Below are 26,476 nucleotides of genomic sequence, written 5' to 3' on the forward strand. Positions count from 1 at the left end.
TGGAGCCCCTACGCCAGCAAGAACAAGCCGATCATGAACATCAAGCGGATCGTCAGGCGCGCTCCGGCGTCGCGCCGGCCTCCCAGCTCGAGTTCGAGCCGGGGTGCACCTGCCGAGGCAACGCTTTCGACGTTTGGAATAATAAGTAAACGTTTGGGAACAGGGTTACGCACGCGCGAGTTGCCGGAAGGTGGCGATAATCGCAGGTCACCAACATCGTCGACAAGACCAGCCAACCGCACAGACGGCGGTGCAAGATCATAGTCATCGCCTATCATTGCCTGTCATAGGGAAGAGGCTGGAGTGGGAGGTGATCATGGTGACTCGGGCGTGGATTCGGTGGCTGCTTCTGCACGGCCTAACGCGGTCCTATCTGCTGTGGTCGGCGCGTCGGGGCGATCCCCTCGCACAGATCGTCTTCGGCCAGGATCGCTTGCTCGGCGCGTCGCCGTTCATCGAGGAGATCCGAGAGCGGGGCCGTCTGCCCAAGCTGTCGGGAGCGCACGTCACCGCGGACTACGCACTGTGTCGTCACATCCTGCGAGACAATCGCTTCGGCGTGGTCACGCCCAACCATGTAGTCATTCCGAAGCCGATCCGCTGGGTGCTTGCCAAGACGGATCGGGAACTTCCCAACCTCGCGGAACCGCCCTCGATGCTGGTGACCGATCCGCCGGAACACACCCGGTACCGACGCCTGGTCGGGCAGGCATTCAGCCCGAGGGCGGTTGCCGCATTAGAGCAACGGGCCGTTGAAGTGACCGATGGCCTACTCGAACGCCTGGAATCAAAGCCGCAGCCGGACCTGATCGAGGACTTCGCCGCGCAGGTGCCCGTCGCGATCATCGCCGAGATTCTCGGGTTTCCCGCCGACATGCATTCGACCATGCTGAAGTGGGGTTTCAACAGTGCACCGCTGGTCGACCGAGCCCTGTCCTGGACCACGTATCGCCACGCCACCGACGAGCTGGCCGAGGTCAAGCAGTACTTCGACCAGCGTATCGACATGCTCACCGCCGAACCGGGCGATGACCTGCTCACCGTGCTGGTGACAAGTGATGAGCTCACCCGCCGCGAGCAGATCGCCAACGCGGCCCTGCTGCTGGACGCCGGATTCTTGACGACGGTGAACCTGCTCGGCAACGGAATCGCCCTGCTGACCAGCCATCCGGATCAGTTGGGACTGCTGCTGGCACAGCCGGAGCTGTGGCCTGGCGCGATCGAGGAAATCCTGCGCTACGACTGCCCCGTGCGGATGACCGCCCGGATGGCCAACTGTGACGTCGACATCGCCGATCAGCACATCAAGCGCGGTTCCCTGGTCTTACTGTCATTGGCGGGCGCAAACTACGACCCCGGTGTCTTCCCCGATCCCGAACGATTCGACGTGACCAGGGCCAACGCCGCGGATCACCTCGCGTTCAGCAGCGGGGTGCACGGCTGCTTGGGATACCGGCTGGCCCGAATGGAAGGCGTCATAGCGCTGCGGACCCTCTTCGAGCGATACCCGGATTTGCGCTTGGACGGCCCGCCGATCCCGCGTCGCCTGAAGAACCTGCACGCCTACCGCTCCATGCCCGCCAAACTTACTGCCGACCCGGGCAGCCAGGCCGAGCGCACCGGCCGGTAACTCTCAGTTGCCGGTGCTCGGCTTGTGTGGGGATCAGAACATCGACTGATCGGTCGGGATCGGTGCAGGTGGGCGTCGCGGCGAGGGCAGTGCCAGCGCGCGTTCCCCCCGTCTGGCAGCGCGCCACCACCGCTGTCCGGAGTCGATGGCACGCCGGATCTTTCGCACAGCGGGTACCTGTGTGAGCAGGTGTTGCTGATATTGCCACGGCATTTGCATCCCGTGCCGAGCCGCCATCGCATAGGCGAACCGCACGGCGCTGCGGTCGAGATACCGGTCGGCGTGTTCGAACCAGACCATGCTGGAACGGGCGGAGGCCTGTATCGGCCGCAGCGCAGCACGCCGCTGCACATCATAGTTCTCCAGCGCGTCGGCGACCTCGGCATGCTCGTACAGGTTCTGTGCGAGAACGACGGCGTCGACGATTGCCAACCGGGTGCCCGAACCGATGGTGAAGTGTGTCGTATGAGCTGCATCGCCGAGCAGCACCACGTTGTCGTGATACCAGCTCGTGTTCGTTACCTCGGGAAAGCGGCTCCACCTAGCGAAATCGCCTCGCGTCTTGCCGATCAACGAGTGACCGTCGAGAGGGTGGGTGAAGATGTTCTCCAGAACACGCAAGCTCTCGAGGTTGTCCAGGAAATCGAATCCCAGTCCATGCCAAGTCTGCGGTTGGCACTCGACGATGCAGGTGCTGATTTTTTCGGCCACCGACGGGTAGGCATGGAACCAGATCCAACCGGCCGAGGTGTGTTCGAAGGCGAAGGTGAATCGGGTGAAGACCTTGTCCGTACCGAGCCAGATATATCGGTTCTCGCCGAGAGTGACGGACGTGCCGAAACAATGACTACTCAGCTGCCGTACCCGGCTGTTTGCGCCGTCGGAGGCGACGATGAGATCGACGTCGTCGAAACCTGACAGATCGTGGACCTCTCGCCCGTGCTGGACATCGACGCCCAGGTCGCTCGCCCGTCGGGAAAGTACGTCGAGCAGTGCCGCGCGCCCCATGCTGAACCCATAGCCCCCGAAATATGCGGTCTGGCTGTCGCGCAAATGGATTGCCTGTTCACGCCATAGGACCGACTTGGCACGCAGCGCCTGGGCGCTGTCGGGGTCGTTCCGATACAGAATGTCGAGCAGGTCGTCCCAATACACGACGCCCCAGCCATAGGTGGACCCGGGGGGATGGTGGTCGATCACCGTGATGTCATGGGCCGGATCGCGCCGCTTCATCGAAATGGCGAAGTACAACCCGGCCGGCCCACCACCGATACACACGATCTTCATCTCGTCACCCGCTCCAGCCCGGTTGGTCGAACCCAGGCCCACACGATCGGTACTCGATGCAACCGAGCCCGGCACGCTGTGCGTGTCCGGGCTCGGTCGTCGCCGCTAGAAGCTGCCCCAGCCGCCGCCGAATGGGTTCCACCAGCCGCCGTTCCCCCAACCGCCGTTCCCCCAACCGCCGTTCCCCCAACCGCCGTTCCCCCAACCACCGTTCCCCCAACCACCGCCGTGACCCCAACCGCCGTTGCCCCAACCACCGTTGCCCCAGCCGCCGCCGTGACCCCCACCGGGTCTGTCGACGTATTGGGTTGCGGACGTGGGCGTTGTTGCTTGCGCGGTAGGCGCATGCGTCGCGGCAGCGACGACCGGAACCGCGGCAGCTGCGGCTATACCGGCGGCGGCTGCCAACCGGGCGAACATCGTGTGTGAATTCTTTCTCTTGATCATGATAGGGCTCCAGATGACAGTCCCGACCTGGTGAAATTCTACGCGTTTTCGCGGAACTCCAGCAGCTGCCGAATGACCTATATACAACGCTCGCCACATTCCCCACGGTTGTCCAATCCAAGGATGCCCATGGCGGAGGCAGTGGCGAAGGTCGCAAAAGGATACGACGAACGAACCCTGCCGGAGCAACCCCAAGGCCAGGACGAACTGCATACGCGTGGTCGCCGGCGAAAGATCAACCCGCCGAGATGCTTTCGGGGATTCACCTGTGGAGCCGGGCCACCGCGTCGTCCGTGAGCCACCGCACCTCGTCCTCGCTCATCGCCGATGCCGTGTAACCGACGCTGAGGTCGAGGCCACCTGCTCGCTCGTTGGCGATCACGAACAGCGACGGACCGAACACGTCGAGTGACACAGTCGTCGTGACGTCCTCGAGCGTATAGCCGCCGTAGCCGGCCCGGAGGCCGGACTCGCCCGCCGTGGTGACGGCAAGTCCGTCGATACGCCTGCGATGACGTATCGTCGGGCCGAATTCGTGCCGATACAGCTCCCAGTCGGGAAGCTTCATGATCGACGCGGACTCCCGGTTCTTGGCCAGCGCGGTGATCAGCTTGAACGAGGCGTCACGGGCGGTCGCCCAGAAGTCGTCGGTGATCGGGTGCTCGGTACGCAGGATGTCGACGTAGCAACCGTAGGTCTCGTCCGGCGGCGCGGGATCACTGAGGCGACGAAGATCAATCGTGGTCAAAACGGTCATGGCGCCGAGCTGGTACCGCTCGCGTACGGCAAGTAGAAAGGCTGCCGTTACCGCACCGTGCAGCGTCGTTCTGTTGGTTTTGACGGCGTCTTTCAGCGTTGCCGTCACGGTGGGGTCGAGGTGACGCGTCAGCACTCGCGTTTCTTTCTTCCGATCGGGCACCTTCTGCTTGGGGAGTCGCATGGCCGGGGTGTAGGTGGTCTTCTTGCCGCTGCCGGATTTGTCGGGCAGGCCGGCCTCGACCGGTGCGGGCAGCGTGGTGTGAACCGGAAGTTTCCGTTGTGCCGCTGCCGGATCGGCGAGGAATTCGAGAAGCTGACGAGCGAGCATGTTGCCGGACTTGGCGTCGAGAATCGCGTGATCGGCGCAGATGACGATGTGGTTGAAATCGGTATCGGGCGACTCCCGTACCAGCGTTATCCGCAGGCGCGGATGGTTGCCCTTCGGTATCGGCGTGCGGATATCGGAGGCGAGAATCTTGCGCCAGGTGTCCGGCTTGGCATCGTCGACCACCTGCAAAGGGATCTCCGTCGTGCCCTCGGTATCGAACCAGGGCCGACGCAAGGCGAAGGGCGGGAACCGCCGCCAGACGACCTTGCCGTAGCGGATATGCGCGCGAAGGAGCGGGTGCTGGGTCTGTAGCCAGGCCAGCGCGCGCTTCACCAGCGCCGGATCGAGGTGGCCACGCACATGCAGCACATGCATGGCGATAAGCTCGCCATGGGCATGCAGATGATTGAGTAGTAGTTCTTTTTCGCCCAGCGGGCGCGTCTCGCCCATACCATCTCCCACGTTCTCCAGCGGCATTTCAGGTCGCGATGAACGCTGTGAAATGGGCTGGTATTCTGACTGAATCGCAGAACTCGAGTGCAGGGACTTGAGTAATGAATGATATCGAACAACCGATAATCGAGTACATCTCCTTCTTGGTGGCCGAATCCGGGGGAGCGGCGGTCGATCGCACTACTCTTTTGATCGAGTCCGGTGTGCTGGACTCGATCAGCCTGGTCAGGCTGGTGCAATTCGTCGAGAAGCGATTCAAGATCGACATTCCTGATACGGATATTCGGGAGGAGCTGTTCGAATCGGCTGCCACCGTGGCGGTCTATGTTTCGCAGCGAATGTCCGAGGCTGCCTAGAGTTCGCGTAGCCGACCGCGGAGTAGCTTGCCGGTCGGGCTGCGCGGCAGTGCGTCGAGGAACACGATTTCGGCCGGGACCTTCTGCACCGACAGTCTTTTGCGGGCATTGCGAATCAATTCATCGGCCGACACATCCGCGCCTTTGACGACAAATGCGATCAGCTGATTGCCGGTGCGTGGGTCCGGGACACCCGCTACCGCGGCGTCGGCGACGGTAGGCAAGGTCATGAGCGTCTCCTCCACCTCGATGGGGTCGATCTTGTAGCCGGATACCTCGATCAGCAGCTTGCTGCGGCCACGGATGAAGATGCGTCCTTCGTCATCGAGCGAGGCGAGATCGCCGGTCCGGAACCAGCCGCCGTCGAATGCCTGGGCATTGGCCGAGGTATCGCCGAGATAGCCCCGCATGAGCGAGGACGATCGCACTTCCAGCTCGCCGACGGAGGGGCCGAGGTCGGTGTCGAACGGTGCGATGCGGCCCCTGGCGTCGCCCGCTGGCTTGCCCACCGAGGCCCAGCTCGCGTCGGGGTCGGCGGAGTTGTTGTGCGAGAACAAGATCGACTCGGTCGAGCCGTAGGCCTGCCGAAGGGTGATGCCGAGGCGCTCGCGCACCGTTTCGAAGATCGGCCGCGTCAATGCGGCGCCACCCGAGAAGGCCAGGCGCAGTCCGAGGTCGACACTGCCGGGCTGACCGGCGACGATTTCGTACATCGCCGGAACCGCGCCCATGACGGTGACCCGCTCACCGACCATGGTGTCGAGCAGCTTCTTGCGCGAAAACATCAGCGGCAGCGGATCACTCCAGTAGAGCGTCGTCGCACCGCGGGCGACGGCCTGCATAGCCCCCAGCGCGAAGCCCATCGCGAAGTTGCCCGGCAGAATGTCGAGAACGATATCGTCGGGCTGAATGTCCCAGGCTGTGCCGCCGCGCTCGCCATCGGCGATGAGTTCGGCATGGGTGTGCGGTACCACCTTGGGCGAACCGGTCGAGCCGGACGAGAAGAGGTAGAGCGCCGTGGTGTCACCCGGCAGTTGCGGCAGCTGGGCGGTTGCCCTTCCCGCGGGCATGGCATTCGTCAGAAACAAGGGAATGCCAGAGGCCGTATCCGCGATCAGCATCTCGGCCGCGGCGGCAAGGCCGGGAGTCGAGATGACAGCCGCGAGTCCGGCTTTTCGCGTGAGCGTGGCGAGCTCGGACCGGGTGGCCGTCACGCCGAGCGGCATCGCGATGGCGCCGATGGCGAAGAGCGCATGGGCATTGACGAACAGATCGGGTGAGTTCGGAATCAGCAGGGCAACGGGATCGCCGCGCTCGATGCCGCGTTCGATGAAGTCGGCGGCGAGGCGGCCGATCCGCTCGACCAAGGCGGCGTAGGGCGTGAATGTTTCGCGCTGCCGCAATCCGCTCATGGTCGGTGCTCGCGCTGTCAGCTCGAGCAGATTGTCGTAGATCATCCCGACTCCGCAGGGTGCGCCTGCCCCCCTATGACCGAAGGGTAGGTGTGGGATGCGGCATCTGCAAGGCGTCGGCGACATCGAAGACGCCGATAGTGGTCGGGCGCAGAGATGACGATGTACGTGCGCGCATGGATTCGGTGGTTGATGCTGCATCGCCTGACGCGGTCTTATCTCCGGTCGGCGGCACGTCGCGGTGTCTTCTCGCGCAGATTCTGGTCGGTCCGGATCGCGGGCTCGGATCACCGCGTCGCGTTGAGGAGATCCGGCAGCGAGGGCGGATGCCCACGATGTCGACGGTGCGCGTGACCGCGGACTACGAACTGTGCCGACTCGTTCTGCGTGACCGTCGCTTCGGCGTCGTCACGCCCAACAGTCGAGCCTTGCCGAAGCCGATCCGCTGGGTGATGACGAAGACGGATCTAGGACTTCCCAATCTCGCGGAACCGCCCTCGATGCTGGTGACCGATCCGTCGGAACACACTCACTATCGACGAGCGCGACAAGACCTTCGCTTTCGACTGAGGCTGGGACCGAATGTGAGACTCCGTGGGTTCTCCACATCCGCACCCAGCGCATCCTGGGTTCAGCTTGGTCGAGATACCCGCCGGTCACGGCGCGCCTCGAGCTCGTCGTCGTCGTCGACGGCGACGAGCATCGGTTGGCCTGGGACGCACATCATCGTGACGAGGTAGCGGAGCGGGATATCAGAGCGGTTATTGCTGTCCGAGTAGTGGATTACGTCTCCTCCGGGTTCCCAGAACGCCTCGCCGGCCTTGATCGCGCGGGGCGGCTCTCCCTCTAGCTCGAACAGCATTTCGCCTTCCAGCACGTAGCCGAACGCCGGTCCGCTGGAGTGGCGGTGGGGGGCGCTCCGGGATCGCCGGGCGGCCACTCGATCACCACCGTCATCACTTCCGCGTCGGCCGGCAAAAACGGCGGGGTGACGCTCTGAATTACGGTCAACGCGTCCATTGGATTGGTGGTCATTGATGCCCTCCTCGCTGAGTTGGATCACTACGCCGCCGCCGTCGTCGACGGCACGATGAAACCGGTCGAGGCGACCTGCTCCGGTCGAACCGTCAAGCATGCAGGCGCGCTGCTATCACGGCGCGTGGGAGCGGAAACGGACTCGGGTACCCGATGAGCACCCGCCCTCCGTCGGGGGTCTGATCCCAACAAGCGGTCAGTACTTCCACCATTCCGGTACCCAACGAAAGATGTCGCCGGCGACCGCTACCCGGCCGACGGAGCGGGAACGACAGGTGCAGTGGCCACCAGCGGCTCGCCGGTCGCCGCCAGCTCCCGCAAAAGATCGACCCGGACGCGAGCCGCCTCCTCGGGATAGTGTTCGAAGCCGTTGTACCAGTCGGGGTGGTCGAACCCGACCGAGAACACGGCGTCCGGCGGCGAACGTCAGCCGGTCGCCGCCGGACGCCAGACGGACCACGCTGTGCCCGGGGGTGTGGCCGCCGGTGCGAGAGACGACCACCCCCGGCGCCACCTCGTACTCCGCCTCGAACGGCCGCAACTGGCTGCGGTACTCGTCCAAGAACCGCGAGGCGACCGACCGAAGCACATCCGGCACCTCCGGCGGCATGGAGGTGTGGGAGAAATCGGGCGACTCCCAGAACTCGGCCTCGGCGGTCGCCAGGTGGACCCGCAGGTCCGGACGCAGCCGGCCCCTCAGCCCGTCAGCGAGCAGCCCGCCGACGTGGTCCATATGTAAGTGAGTAAGCACCACGTCGGTCACGGACGCGGGATCGATGCCGGCGGCCTCCAGTCGCAGGGCCAACCGCCCGGCCCGCGGGAAGTCCGGAAACTCCACCCCTAGCCCAGCGTCGATGAGTACGGTCCGGCCGCCGCTACGCACCACGACCACGTTCACCGGCCAGTCGAGCAACTCCCGCGGCAGGAACATGTCGTCCAGCCAGGCCACCCGGACGGCCTGGTCGGCGTTGGTGGCCAAAACCTCGGGTGCCAGCGGCATCACCCCATCGCTGATCACCAGCACGTCAATCTCGCCGACCCGCAGCGCGTAGCGCGACTGAGTCAACTCGTCGGGTTCCGGCCTACTGAGGTGTGAGGTGTTGTCCAAGCTCATATTTGTCCCTCCTGATCAGTTGGTAGGGATCGAGGTTGGCGGCCTGATGTGGCCTCCAGCCTGGCTCCTGGCCGGGACACCGTCAGGGGATGCCTGATTTCTCCCGGCGTCGGACGTCTCGAGACAGCGGCGCGCCCGACGGTGAATCCCTGCGAGGGTGATGGGATTCCGTCGCTCGAGTCCACCGCAGGATTGACCTCATGACGGTTTTCCCGAGCCTCGAGATGTCTGTAGCTCTCCGCCTTACCCACGGCCGTATCGGCCACATCCGCCGCCGGCCCCCGTGGGTTGGCACCAGCCGCCGAACTCGGAATTAGCTTGCGCCGCGCGCAACCTATCACGACAGACCGCCGGGCGGGTCAACATAGCGGGCGGCGTCGGCCTTTTCCAGCTCGTGCGGGCGGCGCCAACGACCCGCATCTCCGATGCGGTTCGGCTCAGCGGGTAATTGAGGATCCGGGGCTTCGTAATTCAGCATTAGGGCGCCGTCTTCTGCCGCGCACTATGGTGGGCGAAGATTGGACGCTGGTTGCTTTTGTTGGCGGTGTTTCGCCGAGGTAGAGACTGGTCATGTTCGTCGTGGTCGATCCCGATGTACTCAGCCCGGATCCACCGACAGCATTTGGCCTACAACCTGACCCGCACCGCCAGCCGGGTTCAGCCGCAGACTTCAATGCTCGGACAACTGTTGCGATTACTTGACTGAGCGCTTCTGTCATAGAACGATTCATCTGCGGGAGGCGTGGATCCGGAACCCTGGCGCGTACTGATCAACACTCACCGGAAGGTCCGACATCATGACCCGAGTTGTAGTTATAGGCGGCACCGGCCTGATTGGTTCCAAGGTGACAGCCAAGCTCGAGGCAGAGGGTCACGAAGTGATAGCGGCGTCACCGAAGACCGGTGTCAACACCCTGACGAAAGAGGGGCTTGCTGAAGTCCTGACCGGTACTCAGGTGGTTGTCGACGTGTCGAACTCGCCGTCCTTCGACGATGATCCGGTGCTCGAATTCTTCACCACATCGACCCGAAACCTCCTTGCGGAGGAGAAGGCGGCCGGTGTGGGCCACCACGTCGCGCTGTCGGTGGTGGGCACTCCGGACTGGCCTGACAGTGGCTACTTTCGGGCCAAGAATGCCCAAGAGATGCTCATCGACGAATCCGATATTCCGTTTTCAATCGTGCGGGCAACGCAGTTCTTCGAATTCGTGGAGGGCATCGCCGCTTCGGCAAGCGAAGGGGACTCGGTTCGCCTTCCACCCGCTCTTGTCCAACCGATGGCGGCCGAAGATGTTGCTGAGGGGGTGACCCGCACTTCGCTCGGCCAGCCTGTCAACGGCGTCGTGCAGATTGCCGGACCAGAACAGTTCGGCCTCGACGAATTCGTCCGCACCGGTCTTGCTTTCCGCAATGACTCGCGGCACGTTGTCACCGATCCCTGTGCTCCCTATTACGGGGCGGTGGTACCCGATGAGCGCCTTCTCGTCCCCGGTGATGCCGATGACGCCCAGATATTCCAGACCCGCTTCACGGATTGGCTGGCACGCAATGCCGTCTGAGCCTGTAGACGAAGATTTGCGTGGGCTGACGCATATCTGCCGATCGGTCGAAACTTTCCTATGCAACATGCGCTGAGTCTGCAACGTGCGCTGAGTCGTGTCGGCATCCCAATCGAACGATAGTTGGTCTCATGGAGCAAGCGGTGTCCGTACCCAAACGAGTACCCATCCGCCGAATGGAATTGAACAACGTGGCATCGAACACCACTACCGTGAGCCCAACGGACGTAGACATGGTGAGCGGCGGAGCAGACCGGGAGGTAGGCGATCTTGGACGTCTATGAGGCGGTCACCAGCCGACGGGCGGTGCGCGGATTCACCAGCCAGCAAGTCCCGAGGGAAGTGCTGGAGCGCGTGCTCTCCGCCGCGGCTTGGTCGCCGTCGGGATCGAGCATCCAGCCGTGGAACTCTTACGTGCTGACTGGCGCGCCGCTGGCCGAGCTCGAGAAGCTCGCCGGCGCGCGCGTGGCCGCAGGCGACCCCTGGGACGAGCGGGAATACGAGATGTACCCGCCCGCACTGAAATCCCCGTACCGCGAGCGCCGAGCCACCTTCGGTAAGGAGCGTTACGGCGAGCTCGGTATTTCGCGCGAGGACATCGAGGCGCGCCAAAGGGCAGCGGCCGCGAACTGGGACTGTTTCGGCGCGCCCGCCGCTCTGTTCTGCTACATCGACCGCGACCTGGGCACTCCCCAATGGGCAGACGTCGGCATGTATCTGCAGACCGTCATGCTGCTGCTCCGCGCCGAAGGGCTACACAGTTGCCTGCAAATGGCGTGGTCGGTCTACCGCAAGACCGTTGCGGAGCTCGTGTCACCCCCGGACGAGCTCATCCTCTTCTGTGGCACGTCGATTGGGTTCGAGGACGTCACGGTGGGTTACACCCGTGCGGACCGGGCGCCGGTCGACGAGACGGTCACGTTCATCGACCGGCGGGCGGCAGTCGAAGGACGTCGGCGTGTCAGCGGTCCCACCGTTGCGGATTACATCACAGACAGCCACGAGTGAGGTCGCGACTTCCACATCGACCTGTGCAGCACCGACCAGATCCGCCAGGCACTCGTCCGCCTGATGGAAATCATCGACAGCCCGGCCACCCAGCTCGCCGACACCCACATCGCCTGAGCATCAACGCATTTCACGGATTCTGCGCCAGAGCCACATCAGATGGCCGCCACCCGGGACATCTCTGTGTCCGCAAAAGTCCTCTCGTCGCTCTCCGGCTGGTCAGCGGCGTCGAGGACGCTACTCGGTCAGCTTGGTGAAGTCGGATAGGTCACTGGGCGCGCCCGGGGCATGGTGCCGCACTGCACGTGCCGCCGTCGATTGACGAGAGGGCTGACCGACGCCGCCGCAGTGCCGGGGACCGCTGCCGCCGGCTCGAGGCGGTACTCCGATGAGCGCGTGCGTGTGGATCGCACACGGGGCAGGGTGCGAGAATCGCCCGATGGATGACTACACCACCCACAAGCAGCGCGCCGAGGCACTGCTCAGTGGCCTCACCGCCGGGGATGCGGTCAGCGGAGCGGAGCGGCGGAACGTGATCGCTCAGGCGCAGGCGCATGCTGCCCTCGCACAGGCGGAAGCCCAGCGGGAGACCGCGGAGGCCATACGTGCACTTGGGGCGTTGTCGACACGAAGCGCTGTCTGAACGAAGCAGACCGGCCGGCAACGGGGAATCACGACCCCAGCAGATCTGGCAGGGACTTCGCGGGACGAGTGGTGTTCACTCCGTTCCTCATGTGCCCGTCGGATAGGCCGTCGATGTTCGTTCGGCTGCGGGGATCATATTGTCGGCCAGGCGATATCGTCGATCGCGAGCCACGGTGCCCTCGCGACGACGGCGGGGGTCATATCGGTAATCGCCTTGGTTCGACGGTGCAGATGGGATTGGTCGGCGTAGCCGGCCTCGACGGCGGCATCCGCAGGCGAGCGCCCTGCCGCTAGGAGATGGGCGGCATTGTCGAAGCGGATGAGTTCGGACGCACGCTTGGGCGAGACCCCGATATGGGTCCGGAAGCGAGACCAGAGTCGCTGGCGGGTCCAGCCGGTCTCCGCGGCAAGGGTTTCGATGCGGAGCAGGCCTCTGGTGCGGACGGTCTGGTCCCAGGCGTAGGCGATCTCGGGTGCCACACCGAATCCGCGAGGTACCCGGCTGCGAAGGAACTCGGCTGCGATTGCGAACCGGTCGTCCCACGACGGCGTCGCATGGAGTCGCTCGGTCAAGACCGCAGCGCAGCTGCCCCACAGTTCCGGCAGCGGTGTCACGGTGCCGCCGATGACGTCGGTGTCTCGGAGAATCGCCGCGGCGATGACGGGGGACACGCGGATCTGCAGGACGTCGCCGGCCCCGGCGCTGGTGATGCGCAAGGCGCCGGCATGAAGGCCGATGATCGCGTTCCCCGTAACCGCGCGCCCGAGAACGTCGTAGCGAACTCCGTGCTCGCTGAGATCGAACAGGACCGTGACCGAGGGATGCGGGATCATCGCGATGTCGACAGGGGCGATGTCGTGGTGCCGGAAACCCGCCATCTGGAGTCCCGGAGTCGGTCGTCGGACCGGGACTGCGACGTCGACCCGACTCCAGTCCAATCCGCCTGTTGCGGTCATGCATTCCAGGCTAGCCGCAGCGGGATAACGTGACATTCGTCCAATACGGCGCGACGAGTCCGCGACGAAGCTGTTGGTATGAGCGAATCGAGTCCCACTCAGACGCACCATGACACGACAGTCCGCGGGTTGCACGTCGTCATCGACGGGAACCCGGCGGCACCGCCCTTGTTACTCATCCACGGTTCGGGCGCAACCGGTTCGACGTGGGCACCGGTGGTGCCTTCGCTCGCCACGGAATATCGGGTGATCACGATCGACCTTCCGGGATGCGGCCGGTCCCAGCCGGCGTCGACGTATACCGTTGCGCAGCAGGCGGATCGGACGGCGACGGTGTTGGACGAGCTCGGCGTCCGAAATCTGAAGGTGGTCGGTCACTCCAGCGGAGGGTACGTCGCTACCGCCCTCGTGGAGCGTCGTCCGGACCTGGTCGGCGAGCTGGTCCTGGTCAGCACGGGGCCGAGTCACGCGGCGCTGCTCCCCGAGCCGGCGATCATCCGGGTGCTCGCCTCGCCGCCCCTCGGACCGCTCGTCTGGGGGATCCGTACCGACTCGATTATCCGCCGCGGACTGGCAGCGACTGCGGCAGCGCCGATCACGGTGCCCGACAGGGCTGTTGCCGACTTGCGAAAGACGTCTTATCGAGCTTTCCGCGCGATTCTCGACGCCAACCGCGACTACATCGCCGCGCAGACCGTGCCCCAGCGCCTCATCGACGCCGGGAAGCCCCTCCTCGTGATCTTCGGTGACTCCGACCCTCGTTGGGACCCGGCATCGGCGCACGAGTATGAGGCGGTGCCGGGTGCCAAGCTGGAATACCTTCGCGGAGTAGGGCATCTCGCGATGCTCGAGGACGGCGACGCCCTCGCCCGCTTGATTCTCGACCGCGCACTTTAGGTCGTCACGAACGTGAGAGCCAGGGTGACACCCAAGTGCGGCAACAGAATTCGAACTAGATCACCCACGCACGCCCACACCATCACCCATCCGAGCACGAATCAGGCGGCAAAACGCCCAACTGCACCTTCACGAAATCTGCGCCAGAGCCCGGATCTTCACGTGGATGGCATCGATGATCACGACCGGATAGACGCAGTCCAGCGGCCGGTCGCACCAATCGGTCATCTCCGCGCCCCCCGTATCCCTTGACGTTTTCGAGCCCGCGCTCACGCAGGACGCTTTCGGCATTTGCCTGCATAAGCGCATGGCAATCGCTGGTCCGCAACCGCCCCCCAAATGCACGCCGTGCCATCCACTGTGCCGCATCTCCAAGCGGGTTGACGCGTCGAGAATGGTGACTCGATCGCTGGACCCCACAGGTCGCGGCAAGGCACGATGGGCCATGAGGTGGAAACCTGCCTTGAACGCTTTCGCGATCGCCTTCGAAGGCCGGATCAACCCGACCGTTAACTAACAAACACTGAGGGCGGATCCACCGTTAATCGGACACACCCGATCACCGGTCCAGAGCTCTGGCGCGGGCGATCCAGGTGGTGAAGTGGGCGGCGAGGTCGGTGGGGGTGGTGGGGTGGAGGGTGTGGTGTTGGTCGTGGAGTTCGGTGTAGCGACCGTCATCGGTGATGTCGTGCCATTGGACGGTGGCGACGGGATTGTTCGGTTTGTCGGCGGGGCCGGTGTACAGCAGAGCGGATCCGCCGCCGTCGGCGGGCTGTTGTAGGAGGCGCTGATAGCGCTCGTGTGGGGTGTCGCCGTCGGGGTGGCAGGCGGCCGGTGATTGGGTGCCGGGTGGGCAGGGTGGCAGGCAGCCGACGAGTTGCGCGGGGAGGTGATCGGTGGGGAACAGTCGGCAGCGGATCGGGCCGTTGGCATCGCCGAAGGTGGATTGGGCCAGCGACATCGCGCGCTCGTCGGTATGTGCGCCGACAATGCGGTAGATGCGGACGCCGCCGTCGGGATTCTTGTGTCGGGTTGTGCCGCCGAAGATTTGGATGCGCACCAGCGAGGTGGTCAAGGTATCCAGGGCGAGTTCGATTTTCGCTAGTTTGTTGCGGGTGTAGCGCTCGCGCACGGTCGCACAGTGGGCATCGAAGTCGTCGCGGTAGGCGAAGCGACTGGTGAAGCGCAGTCGGATCGGGGAAGCGGTCCTTTGCGGGGCTGAACCACAGTGCCGCGAAACCATCCGGCTCCCAAGTTTATTCGGCCTTCAAAGCATTCCAATCGATCGTGGTGTGTGAGTGCGGTTGGTGAGCCGTGTCGGATGTTCGTTCACCAGGGTTTGCCCCAGAGTCGGTGTCGGCGCGCCGAATCGGGGTGGATGCGTCCAGCCGCGACCAGCGCATCGAATGCGGCGTGTTTGCGGTCGCAGTCGTGCTCGCGATGCAGTTGCATGGCGACGTGGGCGTCGGCGAGGGTGAACGGTTGCTCGGGTGGGCCGCATGTCCACGCCTTCGGCCATTCGACCGGGCGTAAGCGGCAGCGGCGTGCGGCGGGCGGTGCGCCCGCCACCGGAGGAGATGTTGACGATGTCGCCACCACCGGTTTTTAGTTGGTCGAGGAATACCTCGGTGGCGGTGATCGCGCCGAGCAGGTTGACTTCGACCATGGCGCGGTAATCCTGGTGCTGGTCGGCGGAGAAGGGGCTCAGCAGCAAACCCCGCCGGCCGAATCGCGGGACCTCTTCCGTTACGCACGCGCGAGTGGTGTTCTGGATGTGCGTCACCGACTCCGGCCGGTCGGACCGGAGCGGATCATCCAAGTGTCAAGGAAGGCGCCATGACCACGATCCATCTCCATCAGATGACCACCGCGACGCCTCAGCAGTTCCTTGCCGGTCTCACTGACTTCGGGCCTGGTCGCGAGGAACTCTTCGGCAACAGTGCTGACAGCTACCTCGAGGTCCATCACGAAGGCCCCCATGACGCTGATGTCACGGAGGGCTCGAGCGGCATCTGGGAACGCCTGCACTACGACTGGACCGACCCCCATCGGGTGCTGATGACGACCACCGACTCTAATTTGTGGGGTGGTGCCTCGGGTCACACCTACACTCTCACGCAGCTGCCCACGGGTATGACCGACGTGGAGGCCGTCGTGGTCCGCGACGGCAAGAACCTCAAGGGACGGCTGCTCGCGATCGTGCTCGGACTCTTCGGCACCCGCGTCCTGGGAAAGCAGTTCAAGAAGTCCGTCGAGGCCATCGAAGCTCGCAACGACGGCGCGAGCGGAAAGAACAAACAGACGCGAGAACAGTGAACTGAAAGGCCAGAGCCCTTGGCTGCCGACTTGGATCCGTTCGGCGATGATGGGCCACCCAGGTACGAGCATCTTGTTGGTGGCCCATATCCGGGTAGAAGCGACATATATCCCTTCTACGGTTCGAACACCAGCAGCGGTTTGCCCCCGTGTGCGGGAGCTTCGGCCAAATAGACAGCCTCGCTGAAGTTTTCGACGAGAATCGGCTGGCCCTCCGGCACCCGCAATGCGCCGCTGTCGGCGAGCTGAAGTGTCCGGTCGATCGCTGCGGCCATCCGATCCTTCGGGGTCTCGGTGAACCAGCGGAACAGCCAAAACCCCCGCACGGTCTTTGTTTCGTGAGACCGCATCGTTCGCATCTTCCTGACGCTCCCTCGGTCGGATCCAGATCCCACAACGGTTCGGCCGCCCCACGATGGCGAAGATTCGGAACAGCGCGGCCTAATTCCAGCCCTATTGGCCTCCAATGCTGCCACCGCGGCGGGGGTTGTCGGGATCTAAACCCGGGCGCGGATTGCCTCTCGCTCAATGATGGAGGCCGGACCACATCGTCAGTCTCGACTTGGATCACGGTTTCACGCTCGACTGTGTCGACAAACGATCTTGGTCTCGAGGTCATTTGACGACCCTTTGGGTGTTCGACCAGATGGCACCGCGAGCCTTCGGGCCGGATCGGCGGGTCGCTGCGGCTCGTGTCTCACGCGGACGATCTGGCCGGCGTCTTCTCAGTGAGCCCAGCCGGAGGCGACTCGAAGCGGAGAAGGAGCGACCCGATGACGAATCCAGCAGCGGTAGTGAGTCGAGTGAGACGCAGCAGGCACTCGACGAATGTCGGTTCGGCCACTTCGACGCCATCGACGTTTCGAACGAGACCCGTCCTGGCGCCGCCGCGGCGGGTCGTCGGTTACTTGGCGGGCGTGTTCGACTCAGCCGCCTGAACACGAGCGACAGTGCAGTCCGGTATATCTCGACGCTCGTTTACACAATGCGAGGAAACGCAGTTGAACTCCATCGAAACCTACCCACAGTCCACAGCCGTTGCGAGCATCGCGATGGCGGCGCTGTTCGGCCCGGAGTCCGGCGAACGCAGCCGCCGAGACCTCGCTCCCGGAGCTACTCTGATTCCGGATTGGCTGACCCTGCAGCAACAAGCGTGGATTGTCCGACAGTTCTACGACTGGATCCGAGGACCGGTCCCGATCCGTGCGGCGAAGGTGCGCGGTCACGAAATGTCGGTGCGTACCGTCTGTTTGGGATGGCATTGGCAGCCCTACAAATACACGCGCGAAGCTGGTGACGTGAACGGCGCCCACGTGCTCGGGTTCCCGGACTGGATGGTTCGCCTGGGACGATACGCGCTCCGTGAAGCCGGGTACGATCCGGCCGTCGTCGATGCCTACACCCCGGACACCGCCCTGGTGAACTACTACGACGCGGCAGCACGGCTGGGCATACATCAGGACAAGGACGAATCCTGCCTCGCGCCGGTGGTGTCGCTGTCGGTCGGCGACAGTTGCATCTTCCGGTTCGGCAACACCACCACCCGCGGCAAGCCCTACACCGACCTGCTGCTGGGCTCGGGTGACCTGTTCGTCTTCGGCGGCCCCAGTAGGCTGGCCTACCACGGCGTCACGAAAGTCCACGGGCACAGCGCTCCCGAGGGGTGCGGTCTCGACCAAGGCCGCATCAACATCACGATGCGTATGACCGGACTCGAGGGATAGCCGCATGGGTCACGACCGCAACGACACCGGCGACGGTGTCGTTATCGGGGAGGACGGGCTCGCCCGGCCCGCATGGGCCGCCGGCGACCCGCTGCTGCGCGGCTACTACGACATCGAATGGGGTATGCCCGTCACCGACGAACACGGCGTGTACGAGAGGATCTGTCTCGAGGGGTTCCAGGCCGGCCTGTCCTGGGCGACGATCCTGCGCAAGCGCCCCGCTTTCCGGGCCGCGTTCGACAACTTCGACCCTGATGCCGTCGCTGGCTACACCGACGTCGATATCGAACGTCTCATGGCGGACACAGGTATCGTGCGGAACCGGCGCAAGATCACCGCGACCATAGCCAACGCCCGCGCCACCGTCGAGCTGCGTGACGATATCGGTGTCGCCGAACTGGTGTGGTCGTTCCGGCCCGACAGCACGCCGCGGCCACGGACCTTCGCCGAGATCCCCACCACCTCCGCCGAGTCGATCGCTCTGTCCAAGGAGCTGCGGCGCCGCGGATTCGCCTTCGTCGGGCCGACCACCATGTACGCGCTCATGGAAGCGATCGGGATCATCGACACCCACCTCCTGAGATCGCATCGACGAGGCAGTTCCGGAATCTGGCCTGCATGACTTCGGGCAGCGCTAGAGGCTCTCGGTCTGCGCCCGAAAAGATTCTGGCAGCAGGGATCTCACGTTTGATTCGTCCCAGCGTCTACAAGGTGTCACTGCGCCAGAAGGCGGTCCGGTGGCACCCCGATCACAGAAAGGACGAATACATGTCGCTCGAGAAGAACAAGGAGATAGTCGGCCGCTGGTTCACCGAGTTCTGGGGCAACCCGTTCAATCCCGAGATCATCGACGTACTCGCCGCGCCGGACATTCGTTTCGAGTACTCGCTGCACCAGCCCATGCGTGGGCGCGACGCGGTGCGCGAATTCGCCACCAAGTTCCGCACCGCCTTCCCGGACCTGAACTTCTGGGGCACCGCGGACCTCATCGCCGAAGGTGACTACGTCGTCGGCCAGTGGGAGGGCGGCGGTACCCACACCGGCCCGATCGTGTTCGACGACCTGCCGATCGGCTCGGTCCCCGCAGCGTCCGGTAAGACGATGCGCTTCACCGGCACGTCGGTGCTCAAGGTCCAGAACGGTCTCATTGTCGAAGAACTCGGCCTTGACGACGGCGTCGCGGTGCTGCAGCAGCTCGGAATCATTCCGACCGCCTGACACGGTCATCAGTACAGCATCGATCGTCAGGGACCGCCCCCACTGGGCCGGTCCCTGACGGTCGACGACCACGTCGACCGTGGCGACCCCCTTCCTCCGCGGCTGCGGCAGCGGCACGGCACACCGAATCAGCGGTGCCGAATCGTCGGGCAGGCGTTCGCCGGCGGAATCATAGGCGCGATCGGCCAGCCGAGTGTCCTGGCAGTCGGCTGGGGATCCGCGAGCAGGAGCCGGCTGGGATAGGTATCTCACGTTCGGCGTCCGGTGAACGTTTGCCTGGTGAGAGCGAGAGAAAGGGGAAGCAGGTGAGTACTCGGCACACGGTGATCGACACCGCGGCGCTCGGCCCTGTCACGATCGTCGCGGCCGACGCGGAGGTAACCGGACTGTACTTCCGGCACCACATCCGGCGTCCGGCTCAGGAGCTGTTCGGGCCGTCGGTGTCCTTCGTCGACGACATTGTCCTGGGAGAGGCCGTCGGCCAGTTGCTCGAGTATCTTCTCGGACAGCGCCACAGTTTCGATCTGCCGCTGTCCCCTACAGGTGACGAATTCCAGCAGCAGGTGTGGGAACAGGTCAGTACCATCCCGTTCGGTGCGACCACCACTTACGGACAGATCGCGCAGCGCCTGGGTGACCGTTCAGCGGCCTATCGAGTCGGACAGGCCGTAGGAGCCAACCCGCTGTGTATTTTCATCCCATGCCACCGGGTGATCGGGGCGACCGGATCGCTGACCGGATACGCGGGCGGACTCGATCGCAAACGCACGCTACTCGAACTCGAACTCGAACTCGAGGACGCGGTCAGCGCGGGAAGGCTGTTCTGACCGTGAAGCCACCGTTCGAGAAGATAGTGACCGACTACGGGCCCACCGTGCTGCGGGTCTGCCGGGTCGTCCTCGGGGTCCACGACGCCGAGGACGCTTGGTCGGAAACCTTCCTGTCCGCGATGCGCGCCTACCCGGAACTGCCGGAGTCAGCGAATGTGGAGGCGTGGCTGGTGACCATCGCCCACCGCAAAGCGATCGACGTGGTCCGTGCGGCCGCGCGTAACCCGCTGCCAGTGCAGGAGATGCCCGAGAAGCCGGCCGGCAACGGCGTGGTCGGTTCCGATGACGCCGGTGTATGGACGGCAGTAGCCGGGCTGCCGGACAAGCAGCGTCAGAGCATCGCCTACCACTATGTCGCCGGCCTGCCCTACGCCGAGATCGCGCAGATCCTCGGCGGCACCACCGACGCGGCGCGACGCGCCGCGGCCGACGGTGTGAAGAGTCTGCGCAGAACCTACCCGGGCGCGACTCTGAAAGGAGAGACACGATGAACGAGATGCACCGCGACGATGATGTGATCGCCGCTCTGTCGGCGCCCGTGGACGAGACCACTCTGGCTCGGCTGCACACACTGCTGGAACGCAAGGCCGAGCAGGCCGACCTCGTCGATGTGGCCTACACGACCATGGACACTCCGGTGGGCCGGTTGCTGCTTGCTGCCACGACCAAGGGCCTTGTCCGGGTGGCCTATGCCCGCGAGGACCATGACCAGGTCCTCGACACTCTCGCCCGCAGGATCAGTCCCCGGATCCTGCACGCACCGCGCCGCCTGGACGAGGTGGTGCGGGAACTCGACGAGTACTTCGCCCACCGGCGGAAGTCCTTCGGGGTGTCGCTGGATCTGTCGCTATCGCACGGGTTCCGGCAGGTGGTGCAGAAACATCTACCGGAGATCGGTTACGGACAGACCCGCAGCTACGCCCAGATCGCGCAGCTGGTCGGTAACCCGAAAGCCGTCCGGGCGGTCGGCACCGCGTGTGCAACCAACCCGCTGCCGGTGATCGTGCCGTGCCACCGGGTGCTGCGCGCTGACGGCAGTCTCGGTGGCTACGTCGGCGGCGCTGACGCCAAGCATCTTCTGCTGGACCTGGAGGCCGCCGCATGACCGCTGATACGACCGCACCGGCTTCCACTCGATGGACCGAGCGTGTCGGTCGAGTGGACTGGGAGGCGGTCACCACCGACATCGACGAATTCGGTGGCGCACCGCTGCCCGGTCTCCTCACCGACGAGGAGACCGCCGCGATCGCCGACCTCTACGACCGGCCCGGATTGTTCCGCAGCACCGTCGACATGAACCGGCACCGATTCGGGTCCGGCGAATACCGATACTTCGTCGCCCCCTACCCCGAACCGGTCGAGCAACTCGAGCAGGCCCTGTACCCACGCTTGCTGCCGATCGCCCGCCAGTGGTGGGCGCGATTGAGGCGACCCGCGCCGTGGCCGGACACCCTCGACGAGTGGTTGGCGATGTGCCACGAGGCCGGGCAGCGCAAGTCGACAGCGATCCTGCTGCGCTACGAACAGGGCGACTGGAACGCACTGCACCGAGACCTCTACGGGGAGCTGGTGTTTCCACTGCAGGTCGTGATCAATCTCGACCAACCCGGTCTCGACCACACTGGCGGGGAGTTCCTACTTGTCGAACAGCGCCCCCGCGCCCAATCCAAGGGCACCGCGACCCTGATCCCCCGCGGCGACGGGTTCGTGTTCACCACCCGAGACCGACCGGTGAAATCGACGCGCGGCTGGTCGGCGGCACCGGTCCGCCACGGCGTATCCACGATCCGCTCCGGCCACCGCCGCACCCTGGCACTGGTGTTCCACGATGCCGCCTGAACGGCCGGCCCGCACCTACCTGCTGCTCGACGCCGAAGGACACCCGTACAGATCCGAAACCGCAGGACGGTGGGGCGGGCACCGGCGCAGCAAGATCTACGGACGCCTGGACTGTCGTTCGGCGCTGCGCGCGATCGCGGCCGGCGGCTACGTGAAGTACCGGGTGTTCTTCGCCGACGAAAACACAGCGGTCGCCGCCGGATACCGGCCCTGCGCGGTCTGCTGCCCCGACAGGTACCGAACCTGGAAGAAACGCAAACGGTGACCGTACTGCCCGAAAGCCCTCTCCTGCACCGCGCACCACGCACCGCCGACGACGTCGCCGCCACCGATGTCGAGATCGCCGCGATAATCGCGGTGGCCCGCGCCCGCGGCGCCCACACCCTGACCCTGGGATCGGGCCGCAACCCGGCCGCGATCACGACCATGGCCGCGGTCGCGGCCGAGTGGGAACGCGGCGGCAGGCACATCGCCGACCACGTCACCTGGCCCGAAACCGCGGCATCGTGGCTGCGGCAAGCCCGCCGGTTCACCGCCACCACACCAGATCTGTGGGTCATGACCGGGCCACGACTGGGCTGGGCCCAGATGACCCGACGCCTGCTGTGGTCGACAACGTGGACCCCCCGCGACACGCTCGTCCCCGCAGAGATCGCGGATCCCGCCGCCCTCGCGTTGGTCGGAACCGCATACCTGAACGGACTGACCGGCGTCGATACCGACGGATCGACCTGGACCGTCGCCGACGGCCTGCTTCGACACCAGCACGGCACGACGCAATGACCCGACCCGCCTCCACAGTCCGCTCCTATCGATGCTTCCGGCATCCCACAGGGCGAGCCGATAGGGAGTCGAAATCGACCGGGTACCTTGGCAGTCGGCCGTCGAGATAGATCTCGAACTGATAGTCGCCGTACTGCTGTTTCCGCATGACTGGACTCCGTTTCTCGTCTTCCGCCGGTCGGCGCGAACGGGGGCGTCCCGGAGTGGCTAGAACGGGCCGATCATCGTGGCAGGGTTGACGACTGCATCGAAGTCTTCAGCGCTGATGAAACCGGAGTCGAGGGACGATTCGCAAAGGGGGAGCCCGGTGCGGTCGGCGTTGTGCGCGATGGCGCAGTCCTCGCCGATGACTTGGATGCAGACCATCACCATGGCTTCGCGCTGGGCGGGGTTGACCTTGCCGGGCATGATCGAGCTGCCCGGTTCGTTGGCCGGCAGCGTCAACTCGCCGATGCCGGTGCGCGGTCCGGATGCCAGCCAGCGGATGTCGTCGGCGATCTTCATCAGGGTCACGGCCAAGCCGCGCAGTGTTGCCGCTGCCGCGACGATCCCGTCCAGGCCGCCGTGCACTTCGAATTTATAGGCAATTCCTGCAACTGCTGCCACAGCCGTTCCGCTTGGTCCTGCAGGGGAAGGATCGCCGAGGGAAGCCGCCCGATCAGCCCGAGCCGGTGTCGCTCATCAGGACTGAAGGCGGTTCCGCGATTGAGCAGCAGTGAGGTCAGTGCGATGGGGATCTGTGGAACAGAGCGCGCCATGACAGGCTTTCTCTCTATTCGAAACCGGGAGCCGCTGAACTCGTAAACGGTTTTCAGGTCCGTGGATCGAGACTTAGCAGAACAGTTCGGGGTGTTCGGTGATGTATTGACCAACCGTTGCAGGCCGCTGCCCCGTGATCCTTTCGACGTCATCGGTCGCTCGGTCGTAGCGTCCAGCGCGGTGTAACAGCGCCATTGTGGCCAGGTGTTGCTTCACATGCGCGGGCAGGGCCAGCGGCTCGAGGACCTCCCGGACCCAGATTTCATGCGGAATGTCGGTACCGCGTATCGGCCGACGCAGACCAAGGGTGTACTCGGCGGCAAGTCCATCGATGTCCAGGCACGCGGGGCCGGTCAATTCGTAGATGTCACCGATGCGTTGGGCCGGGTCCACGAGCACCGCTACAACTGTGCGGGACACGTCGCTGGTGGCAATCGGTGAGGTTCGCCCGGATCCGAAGGGCAGGACCAACAGGTTTCGTTCTCGCAGCGACTCCGTAGCAAACGACGTGAACAGCGGATTATCCAGAAACGCCGTGGGTCTGATGTGCACGACCGGTATCCCCGACCAGTTCAAGACGTGCTCGGCGAGATAGTGCAGCCGCTGTTGATGAGACTCTCCCTCGCTGGTCAGCGTCATCTGGGAGACGGTCATCTGGGACATGTTCACGACCACCTCGAGCCGGCCGTATTCCAGTGCGGCGTCGCAGACCACGGCAGTGGCCGTCAGGTAGTCCGGCGAGACACCCATCGAAAAGAACATGCGATCGGCGCCGGTCATCGCACCGACCACGTCTCGCGGGTCGGTCAAGTCTCCGACTACGACTTCAGCGCCGAAGTTCGCCAGGTTCTGCCAGTGGATCCGTGCGAACGACTTGGTAATGACAGCCCGCAAGCCCAGGTATCTCGGTGCGTTCGCGGGATGAGCCTTGCCCGTAGTTGTCACCACCGACGATGAAATGCTCTGTGGTATCAGCGATCTCGGCGGCCCTTGCAGGATAGGTCGGGTCGATGCGAGTGAAGGTGAACTCGGCCAGTTTCGGAATATTCGAACGGAAAGGCAGCGCTCGCGCCCCCGCGGGGGAAATATCGTCGGTGGAGATGTTGTCTCCCACTGCGAGCAGTATCGGGGCTTCGATGACGTCCGGTAACGGATCGAAGTCCGGTAGCGCGGAGATGTTCGGCCCCTTGACCAAAGCCACCTCGTGAGCTTCCTGCTCGGGCAGTGGTGCCACCAGCATCGCGGTGTTCACTGAGGCGTGCATAGGCAGACCCAGTGCTGGGTAGGTCAACTCGGGGGCCTGTCCCATCCCGATGCAACCCATACAGCCGGACTGGTGGATACGGGCCCCGGATCGGATCAGTTCGAATGTCGCGCCCATTCTTGTCAGATCTTCGAAGATCTCCCGCGATGACGGGTTGATGTCGAAGCTGACGTCACTGTGGGTCTGATGCCCGGCGACCATCGCCGCGGCCATCGCGAAATCCCGTAACCCAGGATTCGCCGACGACCCGATGACGACCTGGGAGATGGGCTCTCCGGCGACCTGGCGGACCGGCGTCACATTGTCGGGCGAGGATGGTTTCGCGATGAGCGGTTCGATGATCGACAGGTCGATCTGTTCGTGAACGTCGTAGGTTGCGCCATCGTCGGCGAGCAGTTCGGTGTAGTCGTCCTCGCGGTCTTCGGACCGTAGAAACTCCAACACCGCACGGTCGGCGGGGAATACGGTGGTGGTCGCGCCGAGTTCGGCGCCCATGTTCGCGATCACGTGCCGATCCATCGCCGTCAACATCGCCAGTCCGGGTCCGTGGTATTCGATGATCCGATCGAGCCCGCCCCTGACCCCGTGCCTGCGCAGCATTTCCAGGATCACATCTTTGGCTGAACACCATTGCGGCAGTTGACCGGTCAGCTCGACACCCCAGATTTGCGGCATCCTGATGTACAGCGGCTCGCCGGCGATCGCGAGCGCCACCTCGAGCCCGCCGACGCCGATCGCAAGCATGCCCAGCGCGCCACCCGCGGGCGTGTGCGAGTCGGAGCCGACCATGGACAAACCAGGTTTACCGAAACGCTGCATGTGCGTCGGATGAGAGACGCCGTTGCCCGGTTTTGAGAACCACAGACCATAGCGGCGGCACGCGGACAGCAAAAACTCGTGGTCCTGGGCGTTCTTGTCATCGGTCTGCAGCAGGTTGTGATCGACATATTGCGCGCTGAGGTCGGTACGGACGCGGTCGAGGCTGAGCGCTTCGAGTTCCTGCATCACCAGGGTGCCGGTCGCGTCGTGGGTCAAGGTCTGGTCGATCCGCAGCGCGATCTCCTCCCCAGGCCGCATCACCCCCGAAACGAGATGGGAACGGATCAACTTTCGTGCGACGTTCTGTAGGTCGCCCTCATGGAGGTCATCGGTTGCCATTTGTACTCCTCTCGACGCCTGCTGCCCGTGACGGCGAATAGCAAACGCGATCGCCGGATGCGTCTCCAGCATGCGCCGATATCGCAGCCGCTGGTCTCAGCGTTGATGAGGGTGGGCTGGTGATGCGATGAGTTCGGCGAGCACGGCGGCTTCGCTGAGTTCGGCGTTCTTGGTGGCGGTGAGCAGTGTGAGGTTGTGTTCGCTCGCCAGCTCACGCAAATGCGTGAGTGCGTCAGCGCGCATGTTTTCGGTTAGTCGCGCCGTTCCCGCTCAACGAATGAGCCGTGACGAAATCCGTCAACTAGTGGACACACTGGGTGGAATCCTGGCGATTCTGCGGGCTGCCGACCCCGGCGACAAGCTGGAAGTTTACCGAGAACTGGGGCTGAAACTAACCTACAACCACGATGACCACATGGTTGTGGCCGAAACGAACCCACTGCCACGTGTTGGCGTACTGCCTGTGTCCGGAGGGGGATGCGACCACTACGCACACGCGTTGCGGGCGGAAAAACTGCTGGTTATCGACGGTTGAGGGGTCGATCGCCGCCCCGGCGTCATCATCACAGAGCCGGTCGAATACGGCAACGCAGCGGCTGCGTGGCGATCCGCGAACCCGGCGAGGACGCTGAATGGAACGAAGGCGGCCCGGAGCCGACGTTGCAGGGCGTCGAGTCGAGGAACCTTCTACTCGGGGG

General features: G+C 64.4%; 29 protein-coding genes and 4 pseudogenes. 17 read left to right on the top strand and 16 right to left on the bottom strand.

Annotated features, from left to right (window positions below; all coding sequences use genetic code 11):
- Positions 1-8: 8 nt before the first annotated feature.
- Positions 9-278: a hypothetical protein gene (locus LKE06_RS18065; RefSeq protein WP_228000423.1), complete on the bottom strand. Its 270-nt coding sequence runs from the start codon at positions 276-278 to the stop codon at positions 9-11.
- Between the two features lie 38 nt (positions 279-316).
- Between LKE06_RS18065 and LKE06_RS18070 the strand changes: the two genes are divergently transcribed.
- Positions 317-1,630: a cytochrome P450 gene (locus LKE06_RS18070; RefSeq protein ID WP_228000424.1), complete on the top strand. Its 1,314-nt coding sequence runs from the start codon at positions 317-319 to the stop codon at positions 1,628-1,630.
- Between the two features lie 33 nt (positions 1,631-1,663).
- Here the strand turns inward: LKE06_RS18070 and LKE06_RS18075 are convergent, their stop codons facing one another.
- From LKE06_RS18075 to LKE06_RS18085, 3 genes are all read right to left on the bottom strand, one after another.
- Positions 1,664-2,917 carry an FAD-dependent monooxygenase gene (locus LKE06_RS18075; RefSeq protein ID WP_228000425.1) on the bottom strand — a complete coding sequence of 418 codons (1,254 nt, stop codon included), beginning with the start codon at positions 2,915-2,917 and terminating at the stop codon, positions 1,664-1,666.
- A 105-nt stretch (positions 2,918-3,022) separates the two neighbouring features.
- A complete protein-coding gene (locus LKE06_RS18080) occupies positions 3,023-3,364 on the bottom strand; it encodes a hypothetical protein (protein WP_228000426.1) in 342 nt (113 codons plus the stop codon).
- A 262-nt stretch (positions 3,365-3,626) separates the two neighbouring features.
- Positions 3,627-4,901 carry a phthiocerol/phthiodiolone dimycocerosyl transferase family protein gene (locus tag LKE06_RS18085; protein ID WP_228000427.1) on the bottom strand — a complete coding sequence of 425 codons (1,275 nt, stop codon included), beginning with the start codon at positions 4,899-4,901 and terminating at the stop codon, positions 3,627-3,629.
- 104 nt (positions 4,902-5,005) lie between these two features.
- On the opposite strand from LKE06_RS18085, the gene LKE06_RS18090 reads away from it, so the two are divergent.
- Positions 5,006-5,260: an acyl carrier protein gene (locus LKE06_RS18090; protein WP_228000428.1), complete on the top strand. Its 255-nt coding sequence runs from the start codon at positions 5,006-5,008 to the stop codon at positions 5,258-5,260.
- Here the strand turns inward: LKE06_RS18090 and LKE06_RS18095 are convergent.
- From LKE06_RS18095 to LKE06_RS18105, 3 genes and pseudogenes are all read right to left on the bottom strand, one after another.
- Positions 5,257-6,717 carry a class I adenylate-forming enzyme family protein gene (locus LKE06_RS18095; protein WP_228000429.1) on the bottom strand — a complete coding sequence of 487 codons (1,461 nt, stop codon included), beginning with the start codon at positions 6,715-6,717 and terminating at the stop codon, positions 5,257-5,259. The genes LKE06_RS18090 and LKE06_RS18095 overlap by 4 nt on opposite strands.
- Before the next feature lie 586 nt (positions 6,718-7,303).
- Positions 7,304-7,707 (bottom strand): annotated as a pseudogene (locus LKE06_RS18100) (cupin domain-containing protein).
- Positions 7,708-7,903: 196 nt separating this feature from the next.
- Positions 7,904-8,821: pseudogene (locus LKE06_RS18105) on the bottom strand (MBL fold metallo-hydrolase).
- Between the two features lie 797 nt (positions 8,822-9,618).
- Between LKE06_RS18105 and LKE06_RS18110 the strand changes: the two are divergent.
- From LKE06_RS18110 to LKE06_RS18120, 3 genes are all read left to right on the top strand, one after another.
- A complete protein-coding gene (locus tag LKE06_RS18110) occupies positions 9,619-10,380 on the top strand; it encodes an SDR family oxidoreductase (RefSeq protein WP_228000430.1) in 762 nt (253 codons plus the stop codon).
- Positions 10,381-10,650: 270 nt separating this feature from the next.
- The gene (locus LKE06_RS18115; RefSeq protein ID WP_228000431.1) at positions 10,651-11,388 is read left to right on the top strand and encodes a nitroreductase; all 738 of its coding nucleotides are present in this window, start codon (positions 10,651-10,653) and stop codon (positions 11,386-11,388) included.
- 439 nt (positions 11,389-11,827) lie between these two features.
- Positions 11,828-12,031, top strand: coding sequence for a hypothetical protein (locus LKE06_RS18120; RefSeq protein WP_228000432.1), 204 nt, complete (start codon positions 11,828-11,830; stop codon positions 12,029-12,031).
- A 134-nt stretch (positions 12,032-12,165) separates the two neighbouring features.
- On the opposite strand, the gene LKE06_RS18125 is transcribed toward LKE06_RS18120, so the two are convergent.
- Entirely contained in the window at positions 12,166-12,990 is an 825-nt protein-coding gene (locus LKE06_RS18125; RefSeq protein ID WP_228000433.1) for a helix-turn-helix domain-containing protein, read from the bottom strand.
- Positions 12,991-13,068: 78 nt separating this feature from the next.
- On the opposite strand from LKE06_RS18125, the gene LKE06_RS18130 reads away from it, so the two are divergent.
- The gene (locus LKE06_RS18130) at positions 13,069-13,887 is read left to right on the top strand and encodes an alpha/beta fold hydrolase (RefSeq protein ID WP_228000434.1); all 819 of its coding nucleotides are present in this window, start codon (positions 13,069-13,071) and stop codon (positions 13,885-13,887) included.
- Between the two features lie 129 nt (positions 13,888-14,016).
- Here the strand turns inward: LKE06_RS18130 and LKE06_RS18135 are convergent, their stop codons facing one another.
- The 4 genes and pseudogenes from LKE06_RS18135 to LKE06_RS32940 form a co-directional block, all read right to left on the bottom strand.
- Positions 14,017-14,115, bottom strand: a complete 99-nt coding sequence (locus tag LKE06_RS18135; RefSeq protein WP_372477378.1) for a transposase — start codon at positions 14,113-14,115, stop codon at positions 14,017-14,019.
- Between the two features lie 331 nt (positions 14,116-14,446).
- Positions 14,447-15,130 (bottom strand): ESX secretion-associated protein EspG, encoded by a 684-nt coding sequence (locus tag LKE06_RS18140; RefSeq protein ID WP_228000435.1) that lies wholly within the window; start codon positions 15,128-15,130, stop codon positions 14,447-14,449.
- 86 nt (positions 15,131-15,216) lie between these two features.
- A complete protein-coding gene (locus LKE06_RS32935) occupies positions 15,217-15,456 on the bottom strand; it encodes a glutathione S-transferase family protein (RefSeq protein WP_228000691.1) in 240 nt (79 codons plus the stop codon).
- A 46-nt stretch (positions 15,457-15,502) separates the two neighbouring features.
- Positions 15,503-15,553, bottom strand: a pseudogene (locus LKE06_RS32940) (hypothetical protein); the annotation flags it as partial.
- A gap of 170 nt (positions 15,554-15,723) precedes the next feature.
- Between LKE06_RS32940 and LKE06_RS18155 the strand changes: the two are divergent.
- Positions 15,724-16,203, top strand: coding sequence for a hypothetical protein (locus LKE06_RS18155; RefSeq protein ID WP_228000436.1), 480 nt, complete (start codon positions 15,724-15,726; stop codon positions 16,201-16,203).
- Positions 16,204-16,319: 116 nt separating this feature from the next.
- On the opposite strand, the gene LKE06_RS18160 is transcribed toward LKE06_RS18155, so the two are convergent.
- Positions 16,320-16,553 (bottom strand): MDR/zinc-dependent alcohol dehydrogenase-like family protein, encoded by a 234-nt coding sequence (locus LKE06_RS18160; protein WP_228000437.1) that lies wholly within the window; start codon positions 16,551-16,553, stop codon positions 16,320-16,322.
- Positions 16,554-17,255: 702 nt separating this feature from the next.
- On the opposite strand from LKE06_RS18160, the gene LKE06_RS18165 reads away from it, so the two are divergent.
- The 9 genes from LKE06_RS18165 (at position 17,256) to LKE06_RS18205 (ending at position 22,597) form a co-directional block, all read left to right on the top strand.
- Positions 17,256-17,927 (top strand): alpha-ketoglutarate-dependent dioxygenase AlkB, encoded by a 672-nt coding sequence (locus LKE06_RS18165; protein WP_228000664.1) that lies wholly within the window; start codon positions 17,256-17,258, stop codon positions 17,925-17,927.
- Between the two features lie 4 nt (positions 17,928-17,931).
- Complete coding sequence (locus tag LKE06_RS18170; protein WP_228000438.1) at positions 17,932-18,549, top strand: DNA-3-methyladenine glycosylase I; 618 nt, start codon at positions 17,932-17,934, stop codon at positions 18,547-18,549.
- Between the two features lie 146 nt (positions 18,550-18,695).
- Entirely contained in the window at positions 18,696-19,145 is a 450-nt protein-coding gene (locus tag LKE06_RS18175) for an ester cyclase (RefSeq protein WP_228000439.1), read from the top strand.
- 305 nt (positions 19,146-19,450) lie between these two features.
- The gene (locus LKE06_RS18180; protein ID WP_228000440.1) at positions 19,451-19,972 is read left to right on the top strand and encodes a methylated-DNA--[protein]-cysteine S-methyltransferase; all 522 of its coding nucleotides are present in this window, start codon (positions 19,451-19,453) and stop codon (positions 19,970-19,972) included.
- 2 nt (positions 19,973-19,974) lie between these two features.
- Positions 19,975-20,466: an RNA polymerase sigma factor gene (locus tag LKE06_RS18185; RefSeq protein WP_372477379.1), complete on the top strand. Its 492-nt coding sequence runs from the start codon at positions 19,975-19,977 to the stop codon at positions 20,464-20,466.
- Positions 20,467-20,471: 5 nt separating this feature from the next.
- Positions 20,472-21,080, top strand: a complete 609-nt coding sequence (locus tag LKE06_RS18190; protein ID WP_372477390.1) for a methylated-DNA--[protein]-cysteine S-methyltransferase — start codon at positions 20,472-20,474, stop codon at positions 21,078-21,080.
- Positions 21,077-21,814, top strand: a complete 738-nt coding sequence (locus tag LKE06_RS18195) for a 2OG-Fe(II) oxygenase (RefSeq protein ID WP_228000442.1) — start codon at positions 21,077-21,079, stop codon at positions 21,812-21,814. Before LKE06_RS18190 ends, LKE06_RS18195 begins: the two co-directional genes overlap by 4 nt.
- The gene (locus LKE06_RS18200; protein ID WP_228000443.1) at positions 21,804-22,079 is read left to right on the top strand and encodes an Ada metal-binding domain-containing protein; all 276 of its coding nucleotides are present in this window, start codon (positions 21,804-21,806) and stop codon (positions 22,077-22,079) included. Before LKE06_RS18195 ends, LKE06_RS18200 begins: the two co-directional genes overlap by 11 nt.
- A complete protein-coding gene (locus LKE06_RS18205) occupies positions 22,076-22,597 on the top strand; it encodes a hypothetical protein (RefSeq protein ID WP_228000444.1) in 522 nt (173 codons plus the stop codon). Before LKE06_RS18200 ends, LKE06_RS18205 begins: the two co-directional genes overlap by 4 nt.
- A 207-nt stretch (positions 22,598-22,804) precedes the next feature.
- On the opposite strand, the gene LKE06_RS33250 is transcribed toward LKE06_RS18205, so the two are convergent.
- The 3 genes and pseudogenes from LKE06_RS33250 to LKE06_RS18220 all read right to left on the bottom strand — a co-directional run bounded on the left by LKE06_RS33250 (position 22,805) and on the right by LKE06_RS18220 (position 26,021).
- Complete coding sequence (locus tag LKE06_RS33250; RefSeq protein ID WP_372477380.1) at positions 22,805-23,203, bottom strand: lyase family protein; 399 nt, start codon at positions 23,201-23,203, stop codon at positions 22,805-22,807.
- A gap of 225 nt (positions 23,204-23,428) precedes the next feature.
- Positions 23,429-25,778, bottom strand: a pseudogene (locus tag LKE06_RS18215) (aconitase family protein).
- Positions 25,779-25,874: 96 nt separating this feature from the next.
- Positions 25,875-26,021: a DUF488 family protein gene (locus LKE06_RS18220; RefSeq protein WP_228000445.1), complete on the bottom strand. Its 147-nt coding sequence runs from the start codon at positions 26,019-26,021 to the stop codon at positions 25,875-25,877.
- Positions 26,022-26,055: 34 nt separating this feature from the next.
- On the opposite strand from LKE06_RS18220, the gene LKE06_RS18225 reads away from it, so the two are divergent.
- Positions 26,056-26,313 carry a hypothetical protein gene (locus tag LKE06_RS18225; protein WP_228000446.1) on the top strand — a complete coding sequence of 86 codons (258 nt, stop codon included), beginning with the start codon at positions 26,056-26,058 and terminating at the stop codon, positions 26,311-26,313.
- Positions 26,314-26,476 lie beyond the last annotated feature (163 nt).

Source organism: Nocardia australiensis (assembly GCF_020733705.1).
Taxonomy (GTDB): domain Bacteria; phylum Actinomycetota; class Actinomycetes; order Mycobacteriales; family Mycobacteriaceae; genus Nocardia; species Nocardia australiensis.